This window comes from Streptomyces sp. NPDC006997 (assembly GCF_040635175.1).
Lineage (GTDB): Bacteria > Actinomycetota > Actinomycetes > Streptomycetales > Streptomycetaceae > Streptomyces.
The window spans coordinates 217329-238745 of record NZ_JBEYHH010000006.1 but is presented as its reverse complement, the minus strand read 5'-3'; the positions used below and the strand labels follow the sequence as shown (position 1 = coordinate 238745).

Below are 21417 nucleotides of genomic sequence, written 5' to 3'. Positions count from 1 at the left end.
GGCACCGGGCCGTCCGAGGTACGCCCCGCGCGCGTGGCTAGAGGGAGCCCTTGCGGGTGAGGTGGTTGAACGCCAGCCAGCCCGGCAGTACGGGCAGCCACAGCGTCAGCAGGCGGAACAGCAGGACGGCCGGGGCGGCGACCTCGCTGGGCAGGCCGACGGCGATGAGGCCGACGGTCAGGGTCGCCTCGACCGCGCCGACACCGCCCGGCGTCGGCGCTGCGGAACCGAGCGCGTTGCCCGCCAGGAAGACGACGGCGACGCTGGCGATGCTGATCGAGGTGGTCTCGTCGCCGAAGGCCCGGATGGAGGCGTCCAGGCACATCACGAAGCAGGCGGTGAGCAGCAACATGCCGCCGATGCCGGTGACCAGCTTCTGCGGGCGCTGGAGCACGTCGAGCATCCGCGGCACCACTCCGGCGAAGAGCGACCGCACGCGCGTGACGACGAACTTCCGCAGGAACGGCACCGAGGTCACCACGAGCACCAGCACCGCCACCGTCAGCAGCCCGGCGATGACCGTCCGGGACGGCGACAGCGACGGCGTCTTCTCGGTGCCTGTCAGGTAGCCGAAGGACAGCAGCATCAGGACGTGCGCGCCGAGCCCGAACAGCTGTGAGGCGCCGACGCTGGCCACCGCGAGGCCGGGCCGTACGCCCGAGCGCTGGAGGAACCGCGTGTTGAGCGCGACGCCGCCCACCGCGGCCGGTGCGACGATCTTGACGAACGACCCGGCGACCTGCGCCAGCACCGTCCTGGGGAAGGGCACCCGCTCGGGCACGAACCCCAGCAGGGCCATCGCCGCCGCGAGGTAGCTCAGCGCGGAGAACAGCACGGCCGCCGCGACCCAGCCCCACTCGGCCTCGGCGAAGAGGGTGCCGAACTCGATGTGCGTGAGCTGCGACAACAGGAAGTAGGCGCCGATGGCACCCGCGATGAAGCTGATCAGCGTGCGCGGACGGATCCGTTCGAGACGGGCCGGTTCCACCGGTGCCTGGGGGCGGATGCGCAGCACCTCGTGGCGGATCTGGGTGAGCAGATCGTCCTCGCGGGCCTCTTCCAGGGCCTCCTCGACGGCCCGCTTCTCGGCCCTGGCCTGCGCGCGTTCGGCCTTCTTGCCGGGCTTCTCCAGGGCGACCGTACTGCCGTGACCGGCGTCGTCCAGACGGGTCTGCCGGTCCTGCCGGGACGCCTCCAGCACCGCCTCTCGCTCGCGCTCCGCGCGCTCCCGGGCCAGCCTGCGCAGGGTCGCGCGCGTGGAGCGCGTCAGCGCGATGGGCTGGAGCATCGGCAGGCAGTCGGCGACGGCGTCGGGTCCGAGTACGGCGACGGCGGAGGCCACGGCGCGCTCGGCGCCCACCCGCAGCGCCAGCGTGGTCATCAGCTGGGCGACGTCCATCCGCAGCAGCAGGTCACCGGCCGCGATCTCGCCGCCGCGCAGGTCGGTGAGGACCACCGTGCCGGAACGATCCACCCGAACCGCGTCACCCGCCAGCCTGCGGTGCGCGATGCGCCGCGACTGCAACGCCCGCACCTGGTCCCAGGTGTGGCGCAGCAACTCGTCGGTGATCTCGTCCTCCGCCAGCGCGTCCAGGGTGCGTCCGCCGCTGTGCTCGTAGACGAGTATCACGGCGTCGGGGCCGAGTTCGGAGGTGGCGATCAGCTTGGGCGCGTTGGCGCCCGCGGCGATGGCGGCGTAGGCGAGCAGGGCCTCCTGCTCCAGCGCCTGGCGCAGCGACTGGAGGCTGCGGCGGGTGGCGAAGCCACGCAGGGTGAGGTTGCGCCAGACCCGGTAGAAGAAGCCCTGCGCCTGCTGCTCGCGGTCGACGACCGTGACGTCCAGCGGCGGGCCGTCCTCCAGGGTGACGAAGTAGCGCCGTCCGCGGTCGCCGTCGGCGGCGTCCGCGGTGTCGTCGCGGGAGGCGCTCACCGGGCGGAAGCCGACCGTCCGCAGGCCCGCCATGAGCGTGCGCCCGGTGGGGCGGACGTTCGGGGAGCCGACGGCGTACAAGGTGCCGTAGGCGACGCTCCAGCCGATCAGGACGGTCAGGATGATCGAGAACGGCGTCGTGTAGCCGGTGACGAGCATGGAGAACGCGTCGAGCGTCAGCACGATCCACAGCACCGCGCGCCAGCGCGGTCGGCGGGACATGCCGACGGCCGTCATATAGGCGATGACGGGCGCCAGATAGCCGTGTACCGGGTCGGTCAGGGCGGTGATGTCGCCGGGGGAGGGCTGGGTAAGCGCTTCCTGGATGGAGTCGGGGGCGGCCTTGGCGACCCACAGGTCCGTGGCGAGTGTCACTCCGTGGGCGAGTACGGCCGCCAGCACGCCGTCGGCGATGCGCAGCCCGTCCCGTTTGATCAGCCGTTCGATCGCGAAGGCGACGGGCACGAGGAGGATCGCGATGCTGGACGCCAGTCCGGCGATCTTGATCAGGAGGTCGGGCGCCTGGCCGGTGCCCTTGTTGATGTCCTGTTCCAGGCCCGAGGTGGTGCCGTGCGCGAAGGCGGCGATGGCGAGCAGTACGGCGATGGCGAGCACGCCCACCAGCAGCCGCATCAGGTCGGAGGGGCGGTGCACGCGCGCGGGGAGCAGTGGTTCGTCGCCCTCCACGGCGTCGGTGTGGGCGTCACCGCCCGGCTCCCCGTTCATCGCGGCCCTGTCCGCGAAGGGCGTCGTCGCCCCGCTGGTCCGGTCAGGGCCCTCGGTGTCCGGGCGCGCCGAAGCATCAGAGGTGCCCTCCGCGTCGTCGGGGTGCACACCCTGCTGCTTCATGGTCTCTTCTTGATCTCGTATCACCAGTCACCGCCCGCACGATGGTGGCATGTTCCACCGACACACGGGGGCATCAGGGTGCAAACACGGGGCGCGCAGTCCGCCCGAAGCGCTGCTCCCGGGCGCGACGTACCCGCGGTCGCGGGCCCGTCACATTGTCGGTGGGGTCGGGCAGTATGGGGCGAATGAGCGAGCAGAGCCTTCCTGAGGACGCCCGCCCGGAGTACGCCGACGCGCTGCCGGAGTACGCGGAACGGGTCCTCGACCTGACCGAGCGGATCCCGGCCGGGCGTGTCATGACGTACGGGGACGTCGCCGAGTACCTGGAGGAGGGCGGCCCCCGCCAGGTCGGCCGTGTGATGTCCCTTTACGGGGGCGCGGTCCCCTGGTGGCGGGTCGTCCGCGCGGACGGCGTGCTGCTCGCCGGCCATGAGCTTCGGGCGCTGGACGCCTACCGCGCGGAGGGCACTCCGCTGAAGGGCGCCGGGCGGGCGGCCGAGGGTCACCTGCCGCGGGTCGACGTCAGACGCGCGCGGTGGGACGGCGGCGAAAGCGCGAAGGCTCACACCTGACAGCTTCCGCCATCGGCCCGGCCCGCGGGGGACGCGTGATCCGTACGGGGGAAACAGGGCACGGCCGTGACATGGCGTACGTTCGAGGGGCAAGGGACGCGCGGGGTGTGAGAGCCCGGTGGGAAGAAGCGGAAGCCCTGCTTCCGTGGCGTCCGTCGGCGTAGCGTCGGCTGCACGCGTCCCCCTCATCCCGCGGCCACCGTCCGCCACGCACGGCGGTCGCCCCACCAGCACACCCACCAGGACCGGCGAACCACGTGAGCTTCCTCTCCTCCACCAGTCGCCTGCCGCACCATGAGGCGCGGCAGGGGAGCCGTGGCGCTTACCGACTGGTACGTACCCCGCCGGACCGACCGGGTCCCCCTCGTCTGGACGCCGCGCAACGCGCCGTGGTTGACCACGGCGCCGGTCCGCTGCTCGTCCTCGCCGGTCCGGGCACCGGGAAGACCACCACCCTCGTGGAGTCCGTGGCGGCCCGAATCGCGCGCGGCGCCCACCCCGAGCGGCTCCTCGTGCTCACCTTCAGCCGCAAGGCCGCCGTCGACCTGCGCGACCGCATGGCGCTGCGCATAGGGGCCGCCCGCGCGCCCCGCGCGACCACCTTCCACTCGTTCTCCTACGCCCTGGTCCGGGCCCACCAGGACAGCGACCTGTTCGTGGAACCGCTGCGGCTGCTCTCCGGTCCCGAGCAGGACGTCACCGTACGGGAGCTGCTCGCGGGCCAGCCCGACCTGGAGCGGCTCGGCCTCGCCCCTGTGCGCTGGCCGGACGAACTGCGTGCCTGCCTGACCACCCGCGGCTTCGCCGACGAGGTCCGCGCGGTCCTCGCCCGCAGCCGCGAGCTGGGCCTCGGCCCGCAGGCCCTGGACGCCTTCGCCCGCCGCATCGGCCGCCCCGACTGGCGGGCCGCCGCCGCCTTCCTCGCCGAGTACCTCGACGTGCTCGACCTCCAGGGCGTCATCGACTACGCCGAACTCGTCCACCGCGCGGTGCTCCTCGCCCGCCGCCCCGCCGTCGCCGAACGGCTCGCCGCGCAGTACGACGCCGTGTACGTCGACGAGTACCAGGACACCGACCCCGCGCAGGTACGGCTGCTCGACACCCTCGCGGGCGGCGGCCGCACCCTCGTCGCCTTCGGCGACCCCGACCAGTCGATCTACGCCTTCCGCGGCGCCGACGTGAACGGCATCCTCGACTTCCCGCACGCCTTCCCGCACCTCGACGGCCGCCCGGCGCCCGTCGAGGTGCTGCGCACCTCCCGCCGCTCCGGCGCCGCCCTGCTCGCCGCGACCCGGCTGCTGACCCAGCGGATGCCGCTGCCCCGCCTCCCCGCCGACCAGGCACGCGCGCACCGCGACCTCGCCCCCGCGCGGGACGGTGGCCGCGTCGAGGTCTTCACCTACCCGACGGCGGGCACCGAGCAGGAGAACGTCGCCGACATCCTCCGCCGGGCCCACCTGGAGGACGGCGTCCCGTGGGGCGAGATGGCCGTGCTGGTGCGCGCCGGGTCCCGCAACATCCCCACCCTCCGCCGCGCCCTCACCTCCGCGGGCGTCCCCCTGGACATCGACGGCGACGACCTGCCCCTGCGCCACGAACCCGCGGTGGCCCCCCTGCTGACGGCACTGCGCGCGGTGGCCACGGCGGAGGCCGGGCGGAGCGGCGGAGACGGGCACACGGGCGACGACGCGCGCGCCGTGGACGGCCCGCAACCGGCCGACGACGCCCCCTGGCTCGACACCGAGACCGCCCTCACCCTGCTCACCTCCCCCCTTGCCGGGATGGACACCGCCGACCTGCGCCGTCTGGGCCGGGCCCTGCGGGAGGAGGAGCGGGCCACGGGCAACCCCGTGCCCCCGCCCTCAGACGACCTGCTCGCGCGGGCGCTCGCCGAACCGGAGCGCCTGGTCGCGCACGACCCGGCGTACGCGCGCGGGGCCCAACGCCTCGGCGCGCTGCTGCGCAAGGCCCGGGAGCGCCTCGCGGGCGGCGGCACGGCCGAGGAGGCGCTGTGGGACCTCTGGGAGGGCACCCCGTGGCCCTCACGCCTGGAACGGGCCGCCCGGCGCGGCGGCGCGGCAGGCCGGAACGCCGACCGCGACCTGGACGCCGTATGCGCGCTGTTCGCGACGGCCGCCCGCGCGGAGGAGCGCACCGGCGGCCGCGGCGCCCTGAACTTCCTCGCGGAGACCGACGCCGAGGACATCGCCGCCGACACCCTCACCCGCCGCGCGGTACGCCCCGACGCCGTCCGCCTGATGACCGCGCACCGCGCCAAGGGCCTCCAGTGGCGGCTGGTCGTCGTCGCGGGCGTCCAAGAGGGCCTCTGGCCCGACCTGCGCCGCCGCGGCTCCCTCCTGGAAGCCGACCGCATCGGCCGCGACGGGCTCGCCGAACCCCTCACCCCGGGCGCCCTCCTCGCCGAGGAGCGCCGCCTGTTCTACGTCGCCGCCACACGCGCGCGTGAGCGTCTCGTCGTCACCGCCGTGAAGGCCCCCGCCGACGACGGCGACCAGCCCTCCCGGTTCCTGACCGAGCTGGGCGTCGAGCCGAGGGACGTCACCGGCCGCCCGCGCCGCCCGCTGTCCGTGGCCGCGCTCGTCGCCGAACTGCGCGCCACCACCGTCGACCCGCGCGTGTCGGCCACCCTGCGCCAGGCCGCCGCCCACCGGTTGGCCCGGCTCGCCGCGCTCACCGACGAGGACGGCCGCCCGCTGGTGCCGTCCGCGCACCCCACCCGCTGGTGGGGCATGTTCGAGCCGACCGAGAGCAAGGTGCCGCTGCGCGACCGCGACCAGCCCGTCACGCTCTCCGGCAGCGCCCTCGACCAGCTCGCCCACACCTGCGCCCTCCAGTGGTTCCTCAGCCGCGAGGTGAAGGCGGACACCCCGGCGACCGCCGCGCAGGGCTTCGGCAACGTGGTACACGTCCTCGCCGACGAGGTCGCCTCCGGGCACACCCCGGCCGACCTCGACGTGCTGATGGAACGCCTCGACTCGGTCTGGGACGCGCTCGCCTTCGACGCGCCGTGGAAGTCGGCCCAGGAGAAGGAGCACGCGCGCGTGGCGCTCGAACGCTTCCTGAAGTGGCACGTCATGGACCGCACCGGGCGCACCCCGGTGGCCAGCGAGCACGACTTCGACGTCACCCTCGAAGCGGGGGAGTACGAGGTGCGCATCCGCGGCTCCATGGACCGCGTCGAGACCGACGGCGAGGGCCGCGCCTACGTCGTCGACTTCAAGACCGGCAAACAGGCGCCCAGCGCCGCTGAGGTGGCCCGCCACCCCCAGCTGGCCGTCTACCAGCTCGCCGTCCGCGAGGGCGCCGTCGACGACGCCTTCGACGGGGCGCGCCCCGAGCCGGGTGGCGCCGAACTCGTCCAGCTGCGCCAGGGCGCCGCCAAGCGGGACGGCGGCGAGACCCTCCCGAAGGTGCAGGCCCAGGAGCCCCTGGAGGGCGAGTGGGTCGGCGACCTGCTGGCCACCGCCGCCGGGAAGGTGCTCGACGAACGGTTCACGCCGAGCACCGGCCAGCACTGCACGCACTGCGCCTTCCGCGCCTCGTGCGGCGCCCGCCCGGAAGGCCGTCACGTGGTGGAGTGAGGGGCTGCTGTGACGGGTTGCACCCCCTGCGCTGACCTGCGCTTCTTCCGCCTCTGACGACGATTGCGGCCTCCACTGTCAGTGCCCGCCGCTAGCCTCTCTACGTGCCCGCCCGTATCACCGACCCCGAACAGCTCAAAGAGCTGCTCGGCATCCCGTTCACGCCGGAGCAGACGGCCTGCGTCACCGCGCCGCCCGCCCCGCAGGTGATCGTGGCCGGAGCCGGTTCCGGCAAGACGACGGTGATGGCGGCCCGCGTGGTCTGGCTGGTCGGCACCGGCCAGGTCGCCCCCGAACAGGTGCTCGGCCTGACCTTCACCAACAAGGCGGCCGGAGAACTGGCCGAACGCGTCCGCAAGGCCCTGATCAGGGCAGGCGTCACCGACCCTGATGTCATCGATCCGGACAACCCCCCGGGCGAGCCCGCGATCTCCACGTACCACGCCTTCGCGGGCCGCCTGCTGACCGACCACGGCCTGCGCATCGGCCTGGAACCCTCCTCCCGCCTCCTCGCCGACGCCACCCGCTACCAGCTGGCCGCGCGGGTGCTGCGCGAGGCCCCCGGCCCCTACCCGGCGCTCACCCGCTCCTTCCCCGACCTGGTCAGCGACCTGCTCACCCTGGACGCCGAACTCGCCGAGCACCTCGTACGGCCCGAGCGGCTGCGCGCCTGGGACGCCGAACTGCTGCTCGCCCTGGACGGCGCCAAGCTCAGCAACGCCGACCTGCGCAAGGTCCCCGAGACCGCCGCCGCCCGCCGGGAACTCACCGAACTCGTCGTGCGCTACCGCGCCGCGAAACGCGAACGCGACCTGATCGACTTCGGTGACCAGATCGCCCTCGCCGCCGAACTCGGCCAGCTCCCCGAAGTGGGCCGCCACCTGCGCGAGGAGTTCCGCGTCGTGCTCCTCGACGAGTACCAGGACACCTCTGTCGCCCAGCGCGTCCTGCTCGCGGGCCTCTTCGGCGGCGGCACCGGCCACCCCGTCACCGCCGTCGGCGACCCCTGCCAGGCCATCTACGGCTGGCGCGGCGCCTCCGTCGCCAACCTGGACGACTTCCCCGAGCACTTCGCCCACGCCGACGGCCGCCCCGCCACCCGCCAGGCCCTCAGCGAGAACCGGCGCAGCGGAGGCCGCCTCCTCGACCTCGCCAACGGCCTCGCGCAGCCCTTGCGCGCCATGCACGCGGGCGTGCAGGCCCTGCGCCCCGCGCCCGGCGCCGAACGCGACGGCACGGTCCGCTGCGCCCTGCTGCGCACCCACGCCGAGGAGATCGACTGGCTCGCCGACTCCGTCGCCCACCTGGTGAACACCGGCAAGGCGCCCGGTGAGATCGCCGTCCTGTGCCGCACCGCCGGTGACTTCGCGCAGATCCAGGGCGCGCTGGTCGCCCGGGACGTGCCGGTGGAGGTGGTCGGCCTCTCCGGGCTGCTGCACCTGCCCGAGGTCGCCGACCTGGTCGCCGTCTGCGAGGTCCTCCAGGACCCCGGCGCCAACGCCTCCCTGGTCCGGCTGCTCACCGGCCCCCGCTGGCGCATCGGGCCCCGCGACCTCGCCCTCCTGGGCCGCCGCGCACGGCTGCTCGTCGCGCACGCGCGCGTGGACTCCGGCGACGACCCCGACCTGCGGCTCGCGGAAGCCGTCGAAGGGGTCGACCCGGCCGAGGTGATCTCCCTCGCGGACGCCCTCGACACCTTCCTGGAGACGCCCATGGAGGGCGGCGGGGACGACGACGGGCTGCCGTTCTCACCGGACGCGCGCGTGCGCTTCGCCCGCCTCGCCGCCGAACTGCGCGACCTGCGCCGCTCCCTCGCCGACCCCCTGATGGACGTACTGCACCGCGTCCTCGCCGTCACCGGCCTGGAGGTGGAGCTGTCCGCCTCCCCGCACGCCCTGGCCGCCCGACGCCGGGAGACCCTCTCCAACTTCCTCGACGTCGCCGCCTCCTTCGCCGCGGGCGACGGCGAGGCGAGCCTGCTGGCCTTCCTCGGCTTCCTGCGCACCGCCGCCCAGTACGAGAAGGGCCTCGACAACGCCCTGCCCGGCGGCGAGAACACCGTCAAGGTGCTCACCGCCCACAAGTCCAAGGGCCTGGAGTGGGACGTCGTGGCCGTCCCCGGCCTGGTCAACGGCACCTTCCCCAGCGCCCAGGGCCGCGAGAAGTGGACCGCGCAGGCCAAGGTGCTGCCGCACGGGCTGCGCGGCGACGCCGACACCCTGCCCGACGTCGAGGTGTGGGACTCGCGCGGGATGAAGGCGTTCCACGAGGCCATGAAGGACCACCAGCACACCGAGGAACTCCGCCTCGGCTACGTCACCTTCACCCGCCCCCGCTCCCTGCTGCTCGGCTCCGGCCACTGGTGGGGCCCCACCCAGAAGAAGCCCCGCGGCCCCTCCGGCTTCCTCACCGCCCTCCACGACCACTGCGCCGCCGGCCACGGCGAGATCGAGGTGTGGGCGGACGAACCCGCCGAGGACGAGGAGAACCCCGCCCTCCACCAGACCACCGCCGACGAGGTGTGGCCGCTGCCCCTGGACGAGGAGGCGTTCACCCGACGCCGGGCCGCCGCCGAAGCTGTCCACGCCCACCTCGACACCCTCGCCGCCAGCCCCGCCGTGCACGAGACCACCACCTACGAGGACCCCGACTGGCCCCCGCCCCCGGAGGACGACGAACCCCTCCCCGAGGACGAGGAGGAAGGCTCCCTCCTCACCGACGACGACTGGGACTCCCTGCCCACCCGGCGCCCCACCGTCCCCCACCAGGCGACCGCCCCCGAGACCCCGGCCCCCGTCGGCGAGGCCGACACCCCCCTCACCCCGGAGGAGGCCCGCACCGTCGCCTCCTGGGACCGCGACCTCGACGCCCTCACCGGCGAACTGCTGCGCGCGCGTGCCCGCGTCACGGAGGTCCCGCTGCCCGCCTCCCTGACCGCCTCCCAACTGCTGCACCTGGCCGCCGACCCCGACGGCTTCGCCCAGGAACTGGCCCGCCCCATGCCGCGCCCGCCCCAGCCCGCCGCCCGCCGCGGCACCCGCTTCCACGCCTGGGTCGAAGCCCGCTTCGAGGCGCTGACCCTGCCCCTGCTGGAACCCGACGACCTGCCCGGCAGCGACGCCGACATCGCCGACGAACAGGACCTGGAAGCCCTCAAGGACGCCTTCGAACGCACCGAGTACGCCCGGCGCACGCCCTACCGCGTCGAGGCCCCCTTCCAGCTCTCCATAGCGGGCCGCGTCGTCCGAGGCCGCATCGACGCCGTCTACAAGACCGGCGACGGCGATACGACGACGTACGAGATCGTCGACTGGAAGACCGGCCGCGGCGCCGCCGCCGACCCGCTCCAGCTCGCCCTGTACCGGCTCGCCTGGGCCGAGCAGCAGGGCGTCCCCCTGGAATCGGTCACCGCCGCCTTCCTGTACGTACGCACCGGCGACGTCGTTCACCCGCGCGAGCTGCCGGACCGGGCCGCGCTGGAACGGCTGCTGCTGGAGGAGCCGCCCGGTGACGCATCGCACGATCGGACTGTCACCGGCGGCCGATAGGCTCGTGACCATGAGCCACCCCGTTGACAGTGCCGTCAGCGCCGTCCGCACGTACATCGCGCAGCACCGCGCCGCCTTCCTCGACGACCTCGCCGAGTGGCTGCGCATCCCCTCCGTGTCGGCCCAGCCCGACCACGCGCGGGACGTGGACCGCAGCGCGGACTGGCTCGCCGCCAGACTCAGGGAGACCGGCTTCCCCACCGCCGAGGTGTGGCCGACGCCCGGGGCACCGGCCGTCTACGCGGAGTGGCCCTCCGCCGACCCGGAGGCACCCACCGTCCTGGTCTACGGCCACCACGACGTTCAGCCCGCCGCCCGCGAGGACGGCTGGGACAGCGACCCCTTCGACCCCGTCATCCGGGGGAACCGCCTCTACGCGCGCGGGGCGGCCGACGACAAGGGGCAGGTGTTCTTCCACACACTCGGCGTCCGCGCCCACCTCGCCGCCACCGGCCGCGACACCCCGGCCGTGCATCTGAAGCTGCTGATCGAGGGCGAGGAGGAGTCCGGCTCCCCGCACTTCCGGGCCCTCGTCGAGGAGCACGCGGACCGGCTCGCCGCGGACGCCGTGATCGTCTCCGACACCGGCATGTGGTCCGAGGACACCCCCACGGTCTGTACCGGGATGCGCGGCCTCGCCGAGTGCGAGATCCGGTTCCACGGCCCCGACCAGGACATCCACTCCGGCTCCTTCGGCGGTGCCGTGCCCAACCCGGCGACCGCCGCCGCCCGCCTCGTCGCCGCCCTGCACGACGAGCACGCGCGCGTGACCGTCCCCGGTTTCTACGACGGCGTCGTGGAGCTCACCGACCGCGAGCGCGAACTCCTCGCCGAGCTGCCGTTCGACGAGCGGCAGTGGCTGCGCACCGCCCACTCCCACGCCACCCATGGCGAGGCCGGGCACACCACCCTGGAGCGCGTCTGGGCCCGTCCCACCGCCGAGGTCAACGGCATCGGCGGGGGCTACCAGGGCCCCGGCAGCAAGACGATCATCCCGGCCAGCGCCATGGTGAAACTGTCCTTCCGCCTGGTCATGGGCCAGGACCCCGACCACATCGAGAAGGTCGTCCGCGCCTGGGCCGCGGACCAGGTGCCCGACGGCGTCCGCTGCGAGATCGCCTTCGCCCCCGCCACCCGCCCCTGTCTGACCCCGCTGGACCACCCGGCCCTGACGTCACTGGTCCGCGCCATGGGCCGCGCCTTCGACGCACCCGTCCGCTTCACCCGCGAGGGCGGCTCCGGACCCGCCGCCGACCTCCAGGACATCCTCTGCGTGCCCGTCCTCTTCCTGGGAATCTCCGTCCCCTCCGACGGCTGGCACGCCCCGAACGAGAAAGTGGAACTCGACCTCCTCCTCAAAGGCGTCGAGACCACCGCCCACCTGTGGGGCGACCTGGCCGAGAACTGGCGCCATGCGCCCTGAGCGCCCCGGCCCGTCCGGAGCGCTCCCCCGAACGGGGCACACTGGAAGCACCGCCCCGAACCACCAGGACCCGCACCACCCCGTCCCGTACCACCGAGTCCCGCACCCGGTCACCACCCGCCGTACGACCAGCTGAACCGCCGCCGAAACCACCGTTCCCCGGGGGAGATGGAAGCACCCGTGACCACCTGGACCGACCACACCGCCGACCGACCCATCTCGCTCACCGTCCCGAGCGGCATCGACCGCGCCGCGCACCACCGGCTCGACGAGGCTTGGCTCGCGGCGGCGTGGAGCCACCCCACCACCCGCTGCTTCGTGGTCTCCGGCGGCCAGGTCCTCATCGACGAGACGTCCGACGGGCGCACCGAACTCGTCATGACCCCCTCCTTCGAGGCCCCCCTCACCGAGGCCCACCGCTACTTCCTCGGCATCGACGAGGACGGCGTCAGCTACTTCGCCCTCCAGAAGGACGCGCTGCCCGGCCGCATGGACCAGTCCGCCCGCCCCGCGGGCCTGCGCGAGGCCGGGCTGCTGCTGTCCCCGCGCGACGCGGGCCTGATGGTGCACGCCGTCGGGCTGGAGAACTGGCAGCGCACCCACCGCTTCTGCTCCCGCTGCGGCGAGCGCACGGTCATCGCGGCGGCGGGCCACATCCGCCGCTGCCCCGCCTGCGGCGGGGAGCACTACCCACGCACCGACCCGGCCGTGATCATGGCCGTCACCGACGAGGACGACCGCATCCTGCTCGGCCGCCAGGTGCACTGGCCCGAGGGCCGCTTCTCCACGCTGGCCGGTTTCGTCGAGCCCGGCGAGTCGATCGAGCAGTCCGTGCGCCGCGAGGTGTTCGAGGAGGCCGGTATCACCGTCGGCCAGGTCGAGTACGTCGCCAGCCAGCCCTGGCCCTTCCCGTCCAGCCTCATGCTGGGCTTCATGGCCCGCGCCACCTCCACGGACGTCGACGTCGACGGCGACGAGATCCACGAGGCCCGCTGGTTCTCCCGCGACGAACTGGGCGCCGCCTTCGACAGCGGCGAGGTGCTCCCGCCGTACGGCATCTCCATCGCCGCCCGCCTCATCGAGCTGTGGTACGGCAAGCCGCTGCCGACGCGCGGTCTCCTCTGACGCATGAGTGAGGGGTGGGTTTCCCGACCAGGTCAGGAAACCCACCCCTCACATCGCCTGTGGCTCGTCGCCTGCCGGAGCGGACCGACCATGACGGCCGTCATCTCCCATGGGGAGATCGAGCTGTGCCAGCCGCTCCGGGCCGGTGATCACGTAGCCCTGCACCACGTAGTCCTTGCCATCGTCCGTACCTCACAGCGTCGGGCACGTGCCGTTCTTGCACTCCGGGTCTCCCGACAGCTTCCACAGCGGTGTGCGGTCCTACACGACCTCAACGAACACCCCACTGGCACGTGGGGCGCAGCTCGCGGGTGGCTGCGAGCACAGACAGATTTCCGGCTGTCGTCGTTGAGGTTGAGGCAGTCAGCTCACCTTTCTCGAAGACGGCGGTCAGACCCGTCGATCAGGGGGCGCTGTGTGGGCCGTCATGCAGGAGCTGGCCATTTCAGGGCCGTATGTACTGCTGGCCTTCGTGGCGCTCTTGGCCGTCATGATGTTGTCGGCTCTGGTCATTGCGCTGAGGGATGCCGAGCCAGGGCACCGGCCGGAGATCATCCGAGCCTTGGCCGAACTGATGAGCTTCTGGAAGCGGCGGTAGAAGGCCCGGCGAACGAAGCGACCCCCGCGCTCAAGGCGGAGGCGAGGGCCGCTGTGCGAGATGACGAGGTCAGACGCCGAGCGCCTGCTTCACCTGGGCGAGGCTCGGGTTCGTCATGACGACCTCGGGGCCGCCGGAGGAGGGAACCACCTGAACCGTCGGCACCGTCTGGTTGCCGTCGTTCGCCTTCTCCACGAACTTCGCGGACTCCGGGTCCTGCTCGATGTTGATCTCGGTGTACGCGATGCCCTCGCGGTCCAGCTGGCTCTTCAGCCGGCGGCAGTAGCCACACCACGTGGTGCTGTACATCGTCACAGAACCCAGCATGTCTTTCGCTCTCCTCAGGGGGCTCGGGTAGGTGCGCGCGTCGCAGTGGGTGAACGTATCCGACCCGGCCCGCCATTCCCGCCGGGGGTATCCGGGCTGACGCCGCCTGTGACGCCTGCATTAGTACGACTGCGAGGGGGTGCCTGTGGACAACCGGCTCAGCAGCCCCACGCGACCTGGCAGCATGGCGGTGTGACAGCAGCAACGCACTCCACCCTCTTCCCGCGGGTACCGGACTCGGCCGACGCGGTGCTCGAAGGGCTCGACCCCGAGCAGCGCGAGGTCGCCACCGCGCTGCACGGCCCGGTGTGCGTCCTGGCCGGCGCCGGAACCGGCAAGACCCGCGCCATCACCCACCGCATCGCCTACGGCGTGCGCGCCGGGATCCTGCCGACCTCCAGCGTGCTCGCCGTCACCTTCACCAACCGCGCCGCGGGCGAGATGCGCGGCCGACTCCGCCTGCTCGGCGCGGGCGGGGTGCAGGCCCGCACCTTCCACTCCGCCGCCCTGCGCCAGCTCCAGTACTTCTGGCCGAAAGCCATCGGCGGCTCGATGCCCCGGCTCGTCGACCGCAAGGTCCAGCTCGTCGCCGACGCCGCCGCCGCGTGCCGTATCCGCCTTGACCGGGGGGAGCTGCGAGACGTCACCGCGGAGATCGAATGGTCCAAGGTCACCCAGACCGTCCCCGCCGACTACGCGCTCGCAGCCGCGAAGGCGGGCCGGGAAGCCCCCCGCTCCCCGGCGGAGATCGCCCAGCTCTACGCCGCCTACGAGGACCTCAAGCGCGACCGCGCGGTCATCGACTTCGAGGACGTGCTGCTGCTGACCGTCGCGGTCCTCCAGGACCGCCACGACATCGCCGACCAGGTCCGCGCCCAGTACCAGCACTTCGTCGTCGACGAGTACCAGGACGTCAGCCCCCTCCAGCAGCGCCTGCTCGACCTCTGGCTCGGCGACCGCGACAACCTGTGCGTCGTCGGCGACGCCAGCCAGACCATCTACTCGTTCACCGGCGCAACGCCCGACCACCTGCTCGACTTCCGTGTCCGGCACCCCAAGGCCACCGTCGTCAAGCTGGTCCGCGACTACCGCTCCACCCCGCAGGTCGTCCACCTCGCCAACGGACTGCTCTCCCAGGCCCGCGGACGCGCCGCCGACCACCGGCTGGAACTCGTCTCCCAGCGCGGCCCCGGCCCCGAACCCGGCTACACCGAGTACCCCGACGAGCCCGCCGAGGCCGAGGGCGCCGCGCGCCGCATCCGCGCCCTCCTCGACTCCGGCGTCCCCGCCAGCGAGATCGCCGTCCTGTACCGCACGAACGCCCAGTCCGAGACCTATGAACAGGCCCTCGCCGACGCCGGGATCCCCTACCAGTTGCGCGGCGCCGAGCGGTTCTTCGACCGGCCCGAGGTGCGCAAGGCGGGCATCGCCCTGCGCGGCGCGGCCCGCTTCGGCGGCAACGACACCCTCCTCGACGAAGCGGTGGACCTGCCCTCCCAGGTCCGCGCCGTGCTCTCCGGGGAGGGCTGGACCTCCCAGCCGCCCGCGGGCTCGGGGGCTGTCAGGGAGCGCTGGGAGTCCCTCGCCGCGCTGGTCAACCTCGCCCATGACTTCGCCGCCGCCCACCCCGGCGCCACCCTCGGCGACCTCGTCGCCGAACTCGACGAGCGGGCGGGCGCCCAGCACGCCCCGACCGTGCAGGGCGTCACCCTGGCCTCCCTGCACTCGGCCAAGGGCCTGGAGTGGGACGCCGTCTTCCTGGTCGGTGTCGCCGAGGGCATGATGCCCATCAGCTACGCCCGGACCGACGAGCAGATAGAGGAGGAGCGCCGTCTCCTCTACGTCGGCGTCACCCGCGCCCGCTCCCACCTCCAGGTCTCCTGGTCCCTGTCCCGCTCACCCGGAGGCCGCCCGAACCGCCGCCCCAGCCGCTTCCTGAACGGGCTGCGGCCAGGCTCCGGGAACGGCGGGGGCCGCACCGGCGCCGGGGCCCCGGGCGGCATCGAGCGTGGCGTCCCCGGCCGCACCGGCACCGGGACCCCCCGGCGCACCCAGCGCGCTCCCGCCCGCTGCCGGGTCTGCGGGCGCACTCTCACCGACGCCGGTGAGATGAAGCTGATGCGCTGCGAGGACTGCCCGTCCGACATGGATGAGGGCCTCTACGAACGCCTGCGCGACTGGCGCGCGGTCCAGGCGCGACGCAGCGGCCAGCCCGCGTTCTGCGTCTTCACCGACAAGACACTGATGGCGATCGCCGAGGCCGCGCCGGACGACGAGGGTGAACTGGCCCGCATCCCGGGCGTCGGCGTCCGCAAGCTCAACCGCTACGGCGTCGAAGTCCTGGCCATCTGCGCAGGCCAGGACCCCGACGAGGGGGACGAAACGGACTGATGCGAACTCGTCGAAAAAATAGTTTGCGCCCGCCCCAGGAATCCCCATAGGTTCTAAGCCACGGGGACAGCGGCCTTCCTGAGGCCCTGATTCCGTGTTGTACTTGTATACCCGACGGACTGGTTCCCCCAGTCCATGAGACGCCGAGAGGAGGCGAGTCCAGTGATCAGCATCAACACCAGCTTCTGCAGCGCGGCCAAAATGACCGATCGCCCGACCGTCTCCCTGTGCACCCTCGGCGCCTCGATCCCGGGCACCGGTCTGTCCGGCATTCGTGCCGTCCGTCCGGCGTCCTCCGTGTCTCCTGCGGGTCTTCCCGTCCGAGAGCGCAATGAGCGACCGACCAAGGCACTGGAAGCGGCAGTAGTGGCACAGGCGCAGGCCTATGCCTTTACGGCGACCGGTGCCGCCAGCCGGAAGCAGACGACGCAGCACCACCTGATGTGGGCCTTCCGTGGGCCAGAACCCTGGAGTGATCCAGCCTGATCTCGATCAGGCCGGCGCCTTCAGGGCCGCGGAACCCCACCCGGGATCCGCGGCCCTTCTGTTTGTCCCCGAACGGGGACGACGGAGCGAAGGGGCCTCGGGACAAGAAAAGAACCCGGTACCAGCCGCCAACCGGTCAACCCGACCGGCACGACCAGACGAGGAAGACGATCCGTGCAACTCGAAGCGCACGCCCCGTCCGTACCGCCTTCCGACACGATCCCCAAGCCCGGCCTCACGGAGGACTCCACCTTGACCCCGCTCACCGCGCTCACCGCGCTTGACGACGCCATCGAGAACCTCGGCGTGCCCGTCCCCTGCCGTTCCTACGACCCGGAGGTCTTCTTCGCGGAGTCGCCGGCGGATGTCGAGTACGCCAAGTCCCTCTGCCGCACCTGCCCGCTGATGGAGGCGTGCCTCGCCGGTGCCAAGGAGCGGCGTGAGCCCTGGGGCGTCTGGGGTGGCGAGCTGTTCGTCCAAGGTGTCGTCGTCGCCCGGAAGCGGCCACGTGGCCGCCCGCGCAAGAACCCGGTCACCGCATGAACACCGCAGGAACGATCGACCGCCCCCTCACGCACGACCCCCAGAAGCAGGCCCCGATGAAGCCGTCCACTCATGAGCCCACCGGCTCCGCGACCCCAGACGTCACCACCACCGGCGCGAACGACTCGCGTCAGAACAGGACCCGTGAGATGCAACTCATCCCAGAAGCCCTGGCTCGTGCGCATATGCACGACCGGCTGCACGAGGCGCAGCGGGAGCGCCAGGCCATGAGCCTGGTGACCGCCCGCCGGATGCAACGCCGCGCCGAGCGCGCCTCGCGCCGCGCTCGCCGTGCGCTGGCCATCGCGGTCATGCAGTAGCCAGCAGCCGGGGAGCTTCCCACCGGGGCCGGTCCGTCCAACGGGCCGGCCCTCTCCGCGTTGTGACGGGCCCGGCCCCTCTTGCACGCCTAGGTCGTGTGGCGAAAGTCCCGCCCGCCGAGCGACGTCTGGCCCGCCCTGCGGGCGGACGACGGGACTTTCGCGCACCCCCTAGGCTCCGGCCACCGACTCCTCCGGGCCGTCCATCTCGTCTTCGCCGAGATCCAGCTCCTCCGCCGGCGGCAGGAAGCCCGGCAGCCACTCCTCCAACTCCTCCCGCAGCCGCACCGTCGCCCCGAGCTGGCACAGGACGCCGATGGTGCTGAGGGTGACCCGGTGGATCAGGAGGTAGGCCGGGGGGAGGTTGAGCTGCTTGCCCAGCTGGTGGGCGGGGGAGCGGGGGTCGGCGATGCGCGCCGCCTGGCTGCGCATCCAGTTCCGGGTGAAGGTGAACTCGTCGGCTCGTGCCGGTTCGATGATCGGCAGGAGGTAGTCGAGGACCGCGTCGGGGTCCAGCTCTATCGACTCCTTGACGAACCCCTCGGCGCGCAGCAGGTCGTAGACGGCCTCCGCGTCACCGTCCAGCGTCATCCGCAGGGAGTCGCCGATCGGGGTCGGCAGGCCCGCGGGGAGACGGTCGACCGTGCCGAAGTCCAGGACGCCCAGCCGCCAGTCGTCCTCGTCGTCCGGGCCGCCGGGCAGCAGCCGGAAGTTCCCCGGGTGCGGGTCGGCGTGCAGCAGGCCGGTGCGGGCCGGGCCGGAGAAGAGGAACCGGGCCAGCAGCTGGCCCGCGCGGTCCCGCTGTTCCTGGGTGCCGTCCGAGATGATCTCCGACATCGGTATGCCCTCGATCCACTCGGTGACCAGGACCTGCTCGCACTGGTGGACCACGGCGGGCACCACGACGTCCGGGTCACCGGCGAACTCCTCCGCGTGCACCGCCTGCGCCTGGGCCTCCAGGCTGTAGTCCAGCTCCTCGGAGACCCGGTCCTTGAGTTCGGTGATCAACGGCTTGATGTCGATACCGGGGACCAGCGGTCCCAGCAGGCGGGCGAAGCGGCTGAGCTGGTTCAGGTCCGACAGCAGCGCCTCACCGGCGCCCGGGTACTGGACCTTGACCGCGACCTCACGTCCGTCGTGCCACACCCCGCGGTGCACCTGGCCGATCGAGGCCGCCGCCGAGGGCTTGTCCTCGAACTCCTCGAACAGCTCGCGCCAGTCCTCACCGAGCCGCTCCGCGAGCACGGAGTGCACGGTGCGCGTCGGCATCGGGGGAGCGGCTTCCTGGAGCTTCGTCAGGGCCGCCCGGTAGGGACCGGCGACCTCCTCGGGCAGCGCCGACTCGAAGACGGACAGCGCCTGCCCGAACTTCATCGCACCGCCCTTCAGCTCGCCGAGCACCTTGAACAGCTGCTCGGCGGTGCGCTGTTGCAGCTCGCGTCCGACGAGTTCCGCGGACTCGCCGACGATTCTCTTGCCCAGCCCCCAGGTCGCCCGCCCGGCGAAGCCGAGCGGGAGCGCGGCCAGCTTGGCGGTACGGGTGACCGCCTTGCGGGGAAGATCAGACATGCGCCCTCCAAGTGCCAGCCGGCCGCGCCGCGGCTGACCTACGGCATACCTCCGTTGACGACCGTTGCTCCACCATTGTCTCGTGCGACTCCCCGTCCTTGGAGGGCTGCTCCTCTTCCGGTTGTTTTCCGGCGTCTTCCCTGACTCTCTCCGCCGCCGCGCACGGACATGCCGGGTGGGCCCGAACGGGCCGGGCGTGCCACTGGAGTCCCGGCAGGGAGACCTCCCAGCGGGCGCCCGCGCTCGCGGGCACCTGGCCGTCGAGGAAGGCGAGCGCGTGGGCGGCGGCCAGCCCGGCGACGGTGGTGGCGAGTGTCACATCGCACGGCCGGACCTGGGGCTGCCTGCCCGAGTTCCACTGGGCGACCAGGCGCGGCCAGGCCGGGTCACGGTCGGTGCGGCCCTCGTGCAAGCAGCGGGCGCACGCCGTCTCACCGGGCAGGACGAGCGGGCCGACCATGCCGGTGCCCTCGACCACGCCCGCGTACAGATGCGGGGTGCCGGAGGCGAGGAGCGGTTCGGCGGTGGTCGGCGAGGGGGCGTACACGGCGATGTCGTCCCGTGGGGCGAGGATCACCAGACCGTGGCCCGAGTCGTCCCGCGGTGGTGACTGGGGGCCGCGGCGGGGCGGTCGGTCCGGTGCCGCCCGGCGCACGGCACGGCGGGCTGACTCCTCGCGGCGCTCGCCGACGGCCTCGGCGGGGTGGCCGCCCGGCGCGACGTCCCACGGCTCCACACAGCCGCCGTCGCGCACCTCGACCTCGCCCACGCCCGCCGCCGACAGCAACGACGCCAGCACGCTGCCGACCCGGCCCGCGCCGCGCACCTGCACCCGCAGGGCGCGGCGGGCAGCGAGCCGCCGGACCGCGTCACCCGGCTCCGACCTGGTCAGGGAGAGGGAGGCGAGGTCGGGGCGGAGCCGGTCGAGGACCTCCTGCTTCGCGCGCAGGGCGTCGGCGGCCGGGCCGCCGCCCCGGGCGTCGTCCAGCAGACCGGCCCGCGCCAGCCGGTCCACCAGGGCGTCCACATGTCCGTCCGGCAGATCCATGCGGCGCCCCTCGTCCCGTAGCAGGGCGAGGCCGCGGGTGCCGTTGAGCAGGTCCAGGAAAGTGCCCGTCGCGAGGTCCACCGGCCCCAGCGTCAGCGCGTGCGCCGGTGTCATACCGAACTGGACGGTGTTGAGGTCGCGCCAGCCGCGCCGCAGCGCGGGCTTCACCATCGGATGCATCCCAGATCCCCCGTAATTCCGCGTCATCCCGGTCCGCGAGTGTGGTCGTCGCGGAGGCCAGCATGGCGGGGGCGAGGGGAGGGCTGCGGGAAGTTGTCCACAGGCGGGGGAATTCATCGTATGAATCGGTGTGTCGGGTGGGTCGGAGTGCCGTACGAATCAAAGGACAAATCAAACGGTCGGGCGGGGGATCGGAACGGAACCGTCCCGGAGGCGGGACTTCCCCCGTGTGCAGCGGGTAACGTCGGGGCGTGTCCGCCGACCCACTGCACCGTGCCGGAACGCCACAGCGCAGCACGACGAGCCAGCCGCCCAGCGGCTCGGGGACGAGCGCGATCGAGGTGCGCAGGAGTGCGCGTCGACGCCGGACGGTCTCCGCGTACCGCGAGGGCGACCGCACCGTCGTGCTCATCCCCGCCCGGATGTCCGAGGCGGAGGAGCAACGCTGGGTGAACGTCATGCTCGACAAGCTGGCCGCCCAGGAGAGCAGACGGGTACTGGGCGACACCGAGCTGGCCGAGCGCGCCGAGCGGCTGTCGGCACAGTACTTCGACGGCCGGGCCCGGCCCTCGTCGGTGCGCTGGGTCACCAACCAGAACACCCGCTGGGGCTCCTGCACCCCGGCCGAGGGCAGCATCCGCCTGTCGCACCGGCTCCAGGGGATGCCCGAGTACGTCGTCGACTACGTCCTCCTGCACGAGCTGGGGCACCTGCTGGTCCCCGGGCACGGGCCCCGCTTCTGGCGGCTGCTGGACACCTACCCGCGCACCGAACGGGCCCGCGGCTACCTTGAAGGGGTGGTCGCCGCCGAGCGGCTGCCCCATCCGCCCGGCGCGCGCTGATCCGGCGCCCCCACGCGGAACCGGGCCCTCACGCGGAACCGGGCCCTCACGCGGAACCGGGCCC

At 73.0% G+C, this 21417-nt stretch carries 15 protein-coding genes; 11 read left to right on the top strand and 4 right to left on the bottom strand.

From position 1 onward, the window contains the following. Nucleotides 1–37: 37 nt before the first annotated feature. Nucleotides 38–2779 carry a lysylphosphatidylglycerol synthase transmembrane domain-containing protein gene (locus ABZ659_RS08560; RefSeq protein ID WP_360214955.1) on the bottom strand — a complete coding sequence of 914 codons (2742 nt, stop codon included), beginning with the start codon at nucleotides 2777–2779 and terminating at the stop codon, nucleotides 38–40. Nucleotides 2780–2964: 185 nt separating this feature from the next. Here ABZ659_RS08560 and ABZ659_RS08555 point away from each other — a divergent pair, with 185 nt between their 5' ends. The 6 genes from ABZ659_RS08555 (at nucleotide 2965) to ABZ659_RS08530 (ending at nucleotide 13647) form a co-directional block, all read left to right on the top strand. Continuing rightward, complete coding sequence (locus ABZ659_RS08555) at nucleotides 2965–3351, top strand: MGMT family protein (RefSeq protein WP_360214952.1); 387 nt, start codon at nucleotides 2965–2967, stop codon at nucleotides 3349–3351. Nucleotides 3352–3608: 257 nt separating this feature from the next. Then, nucleotides 3609–6953 carry an ATP-dependent DNA helicase gene (locus ABZ659_RS08550; RefSeq protein WP_360214949.1) on the top strand — a complete coding sequence of 1115 codons (3345 nt, stop codon included), beginning with the start codon at nucleotides 3609–3611 and terminating at the stop codon, nucleotides 6951–6953. Between the two features lie 104 nt (nucleotides 6954–7057). After that, nucleotides 7058–10501, top strand: coding sequence for a UvrD-helicase domain-containing protein (locus tag ABZ659_RS08545; RefSeq protein WP_360214946.1), 3444 nt, complete (start codon nucleotides 7058–7060; stop codon nucleotides 10499–10501). A 10-nt stretch (nucleotides 10502–10511) separates the two neighbouring features. Continuing rightward, nucleotides 10512–11924: a dipeptidase gene (locus ABZ659_RS08540; protein WP_360214943.1), complete on the top strand. Its 1413-nt coding sequence runs from the start codon at nucleotides 10512–10514 to the stop codon at nucleotides 11922–11924. A 180-nt stretch (nucleotides 11925–12104) separates the two neighbouring features. Next, nucleotides 12105–13049, top strand: a complete 945-nt coding sequence (nudC, locus tag ABZ659_RS08535) for an NAD(+) diphosphatase (protein WP_360214940.1) — start codon at nucleotides 12105–12107, stop codon at nucleotides 13047–13049. 427 nt (nucleotides 13050–13476) lie between these two features. Beyond that, the gene (locus ABZ659_RS08530) at nucleotides 13477–13647 is read left to right on the top strand and encodes a hypothetical protein (protein ID WP_351238269.1); all 171 of its coding nucleotides are present in this window, start codon (nucleotides 13477–13479) and stop codon (nucleotides 13645–13647) included. A 69-nt stretch (nucleotides 13648–13716) separates the two neighbouring features. On the opposite strand, the gene ABZ659_RS08525 is transcribed toward ABZ659_RS08530, so the two are convergent. Beyond that, a complete protein-coding gene (locus ABZ659_RS08525; protein ID WP_360214937.1) occupies nucleotides 13717–13974 on the bottom strand; it encodes a mycoredoxin in 258 nt (85 codons plus the stop codon). A gap of 192 nt (nucleotides 13975–14166) precedes the next feature. On the opposite strand from ABZ659_RS08525, the gene ABZ659_RS08520 reads away from it, so the two are divergent. The 4 genes from ABZ659_RS08520 (at nucleotide 14167) to ABZ659_RS08505 (ending at nucleotide 17714) form a co-directional block, all read left to right on the top strand. Continuing rightward, complete coding sequence (locus tag ABZ659_RS08520) at nucleotides 14167–16365, top strand: ATP-dependent DNA helicase UvrD2 (protein ID WP_360214934.1); 2199 nt, start codon at nucleotides 14167–14169, stop codon at nucleotides 16363–16365. A gap of 162 nt (nucleotides 16366–16527) precedes the next feature. Further along, nucleotides 16528–16851 (top strand): hypothetical protein, encoded by a 324-nt coding sequence (locus tag ABZ659_RS08515; RefSeq protein WP_360214931.1) that lies wholly within the window; start codon nucleotides 16528–16530, stop codon nucleotides 16849–16851. 174 nt (nucleotides 16852–17025) lie between these two features. After that, complete coding sequence (locus ABZ659_RS08510) at nucleotides 17026–17394, top strand: WhiB family transcriptional regulator (RefSeq protein ID WP_019754617.1); 369 nt, start codon at nucleotides 17026–17028, stop codon at nucleotides 17392–17394. Continuing rightward, nucleotides 17391–17714 carry a hypothetical protein gene (locus ABZ659_RS08505; protein WP_360214928.1) on the top strand — a complete coding sequence of 108 codons (324 nt, stop codon included), beginning with the start codon at nucleotides 17391–17393 and terminating at the stop codon, nucleotides 17712–17714. Before ABZ659_RS08510 ends, ABZ659_RS08505 begins: the two co-directional genes overlap by 4 nt. A 171-nt stretch (nucleotides 17715–17885) precedes the next feature. Here the strand turns inward: ABZ659_RS08505 and ABZ659_RS08500 are convergent, their stop codons facing one another. Beyond that, nucleotides 17886–19283, bottom strand: coding sequence for an AarF/ABC1/UbiB kinase family protein (locus tag ABZ659_RS08500; RefSeq protein WP_360214925.1), 1398 nt, complete (start codon nucleotides 19281–19283; stop codon nucleotides 17886–17888). Further along, on the bottom strand, nucleotides 19276–20511 hold the full coding sequence (locus ABZ659_RS08495) for a TOMM precursor leader peptide-binding protein (RefSeq protein WP_360214922.1): 1236 nt from the start codon (nucleotides 20509–20511) through the stop codon (nucleotides 19276–19278). Before ABZ659_RS08495 ends, ABZ659_RS08500 begins: the two co-directional genes overlap by 8 nt. Before the next feature lie 251 nt (nucleotides 20512–20762). Here ABZ659_RS08495 and ABZ659_RS08490 point away from each other — a divergent pair, with 251 nt between their 5' ends. Then, the gene (locus ABZ659_RS08490; protein ID WP_360214919.1) at nucleotides 20763–21353 is read left to right on the top strand and encodes a M48 family metallopeptidase; all 591 of its coding nucleotides are present in this window, start codon (nucleotides 20763–20765) and stop codon (nucleotides 21351–21353) included. Nucleotides 21354–21417 lie beyond the last annotated feature (64 nt).

Excerpts from the sequence above, each read along its gene's own strand:
- ABZ659_RS08560 (WP_360214955.1), bottom strand. The coding sequence starts at position 2,779 with ATGAAGCAGCAGGGTGTGCACCCCGACGACGCGGAGGGCACCTCTGAT.
- ABZ659_RS08555 (WP_360214952.1), top strand. The coding sequence starts at position 2,965 with ATGAGCGAGCAGAGCCTTCCTGAGGACGCCCGCCCGGAGTACGCCGAC.
- ABZ659_RS08540 (WP_360214943.1), top strand. The coding sequence starts at position 10,512 with ATGAGCCACCCCGTTGACAGTGCCGTCAGCGCCGTCCGCACGTACATC.
- ABZ659_RS08530 (WP_351238269.1), top strand. The coding sequence starts at position 13,477 with ATGCAGGAGCTGGCCATTTCAGGGCCGTATGTACTGCTGGCCTTCGTG.
- ABZ659_RS08525 (WP_360214937.1), bottom strand. The coding sequence starts at position 13,974 with ATGCTGGGTTCTGTGACGATGTACAGCACCACGTGGTGTGGCTACTGC.
- ABZ659_RS08505 (WP_360214928.1), top strand. The coding sequence starts at position 17,391 with ATGAACACCGCAGGAACGATCGACCGCCCCCTCACGCACGACCCCCAG.
- ABZ659_RS08500 (WP_360214925.1), bottom strand. The coding sequence starts at position 19,283 with ATGTCTGATCTTCCCCGCAAGGCGGTCACCCGTACCGCCAAGCTGGCC.
- ABZ659_RS08495 (WP_360214922.1), bottom strand. The coding sequence starts at position 20,511 with ATGCATCCGATGGTGAAGCCCGCGCTGCGGCGCGGCTGGCGCGACCTC.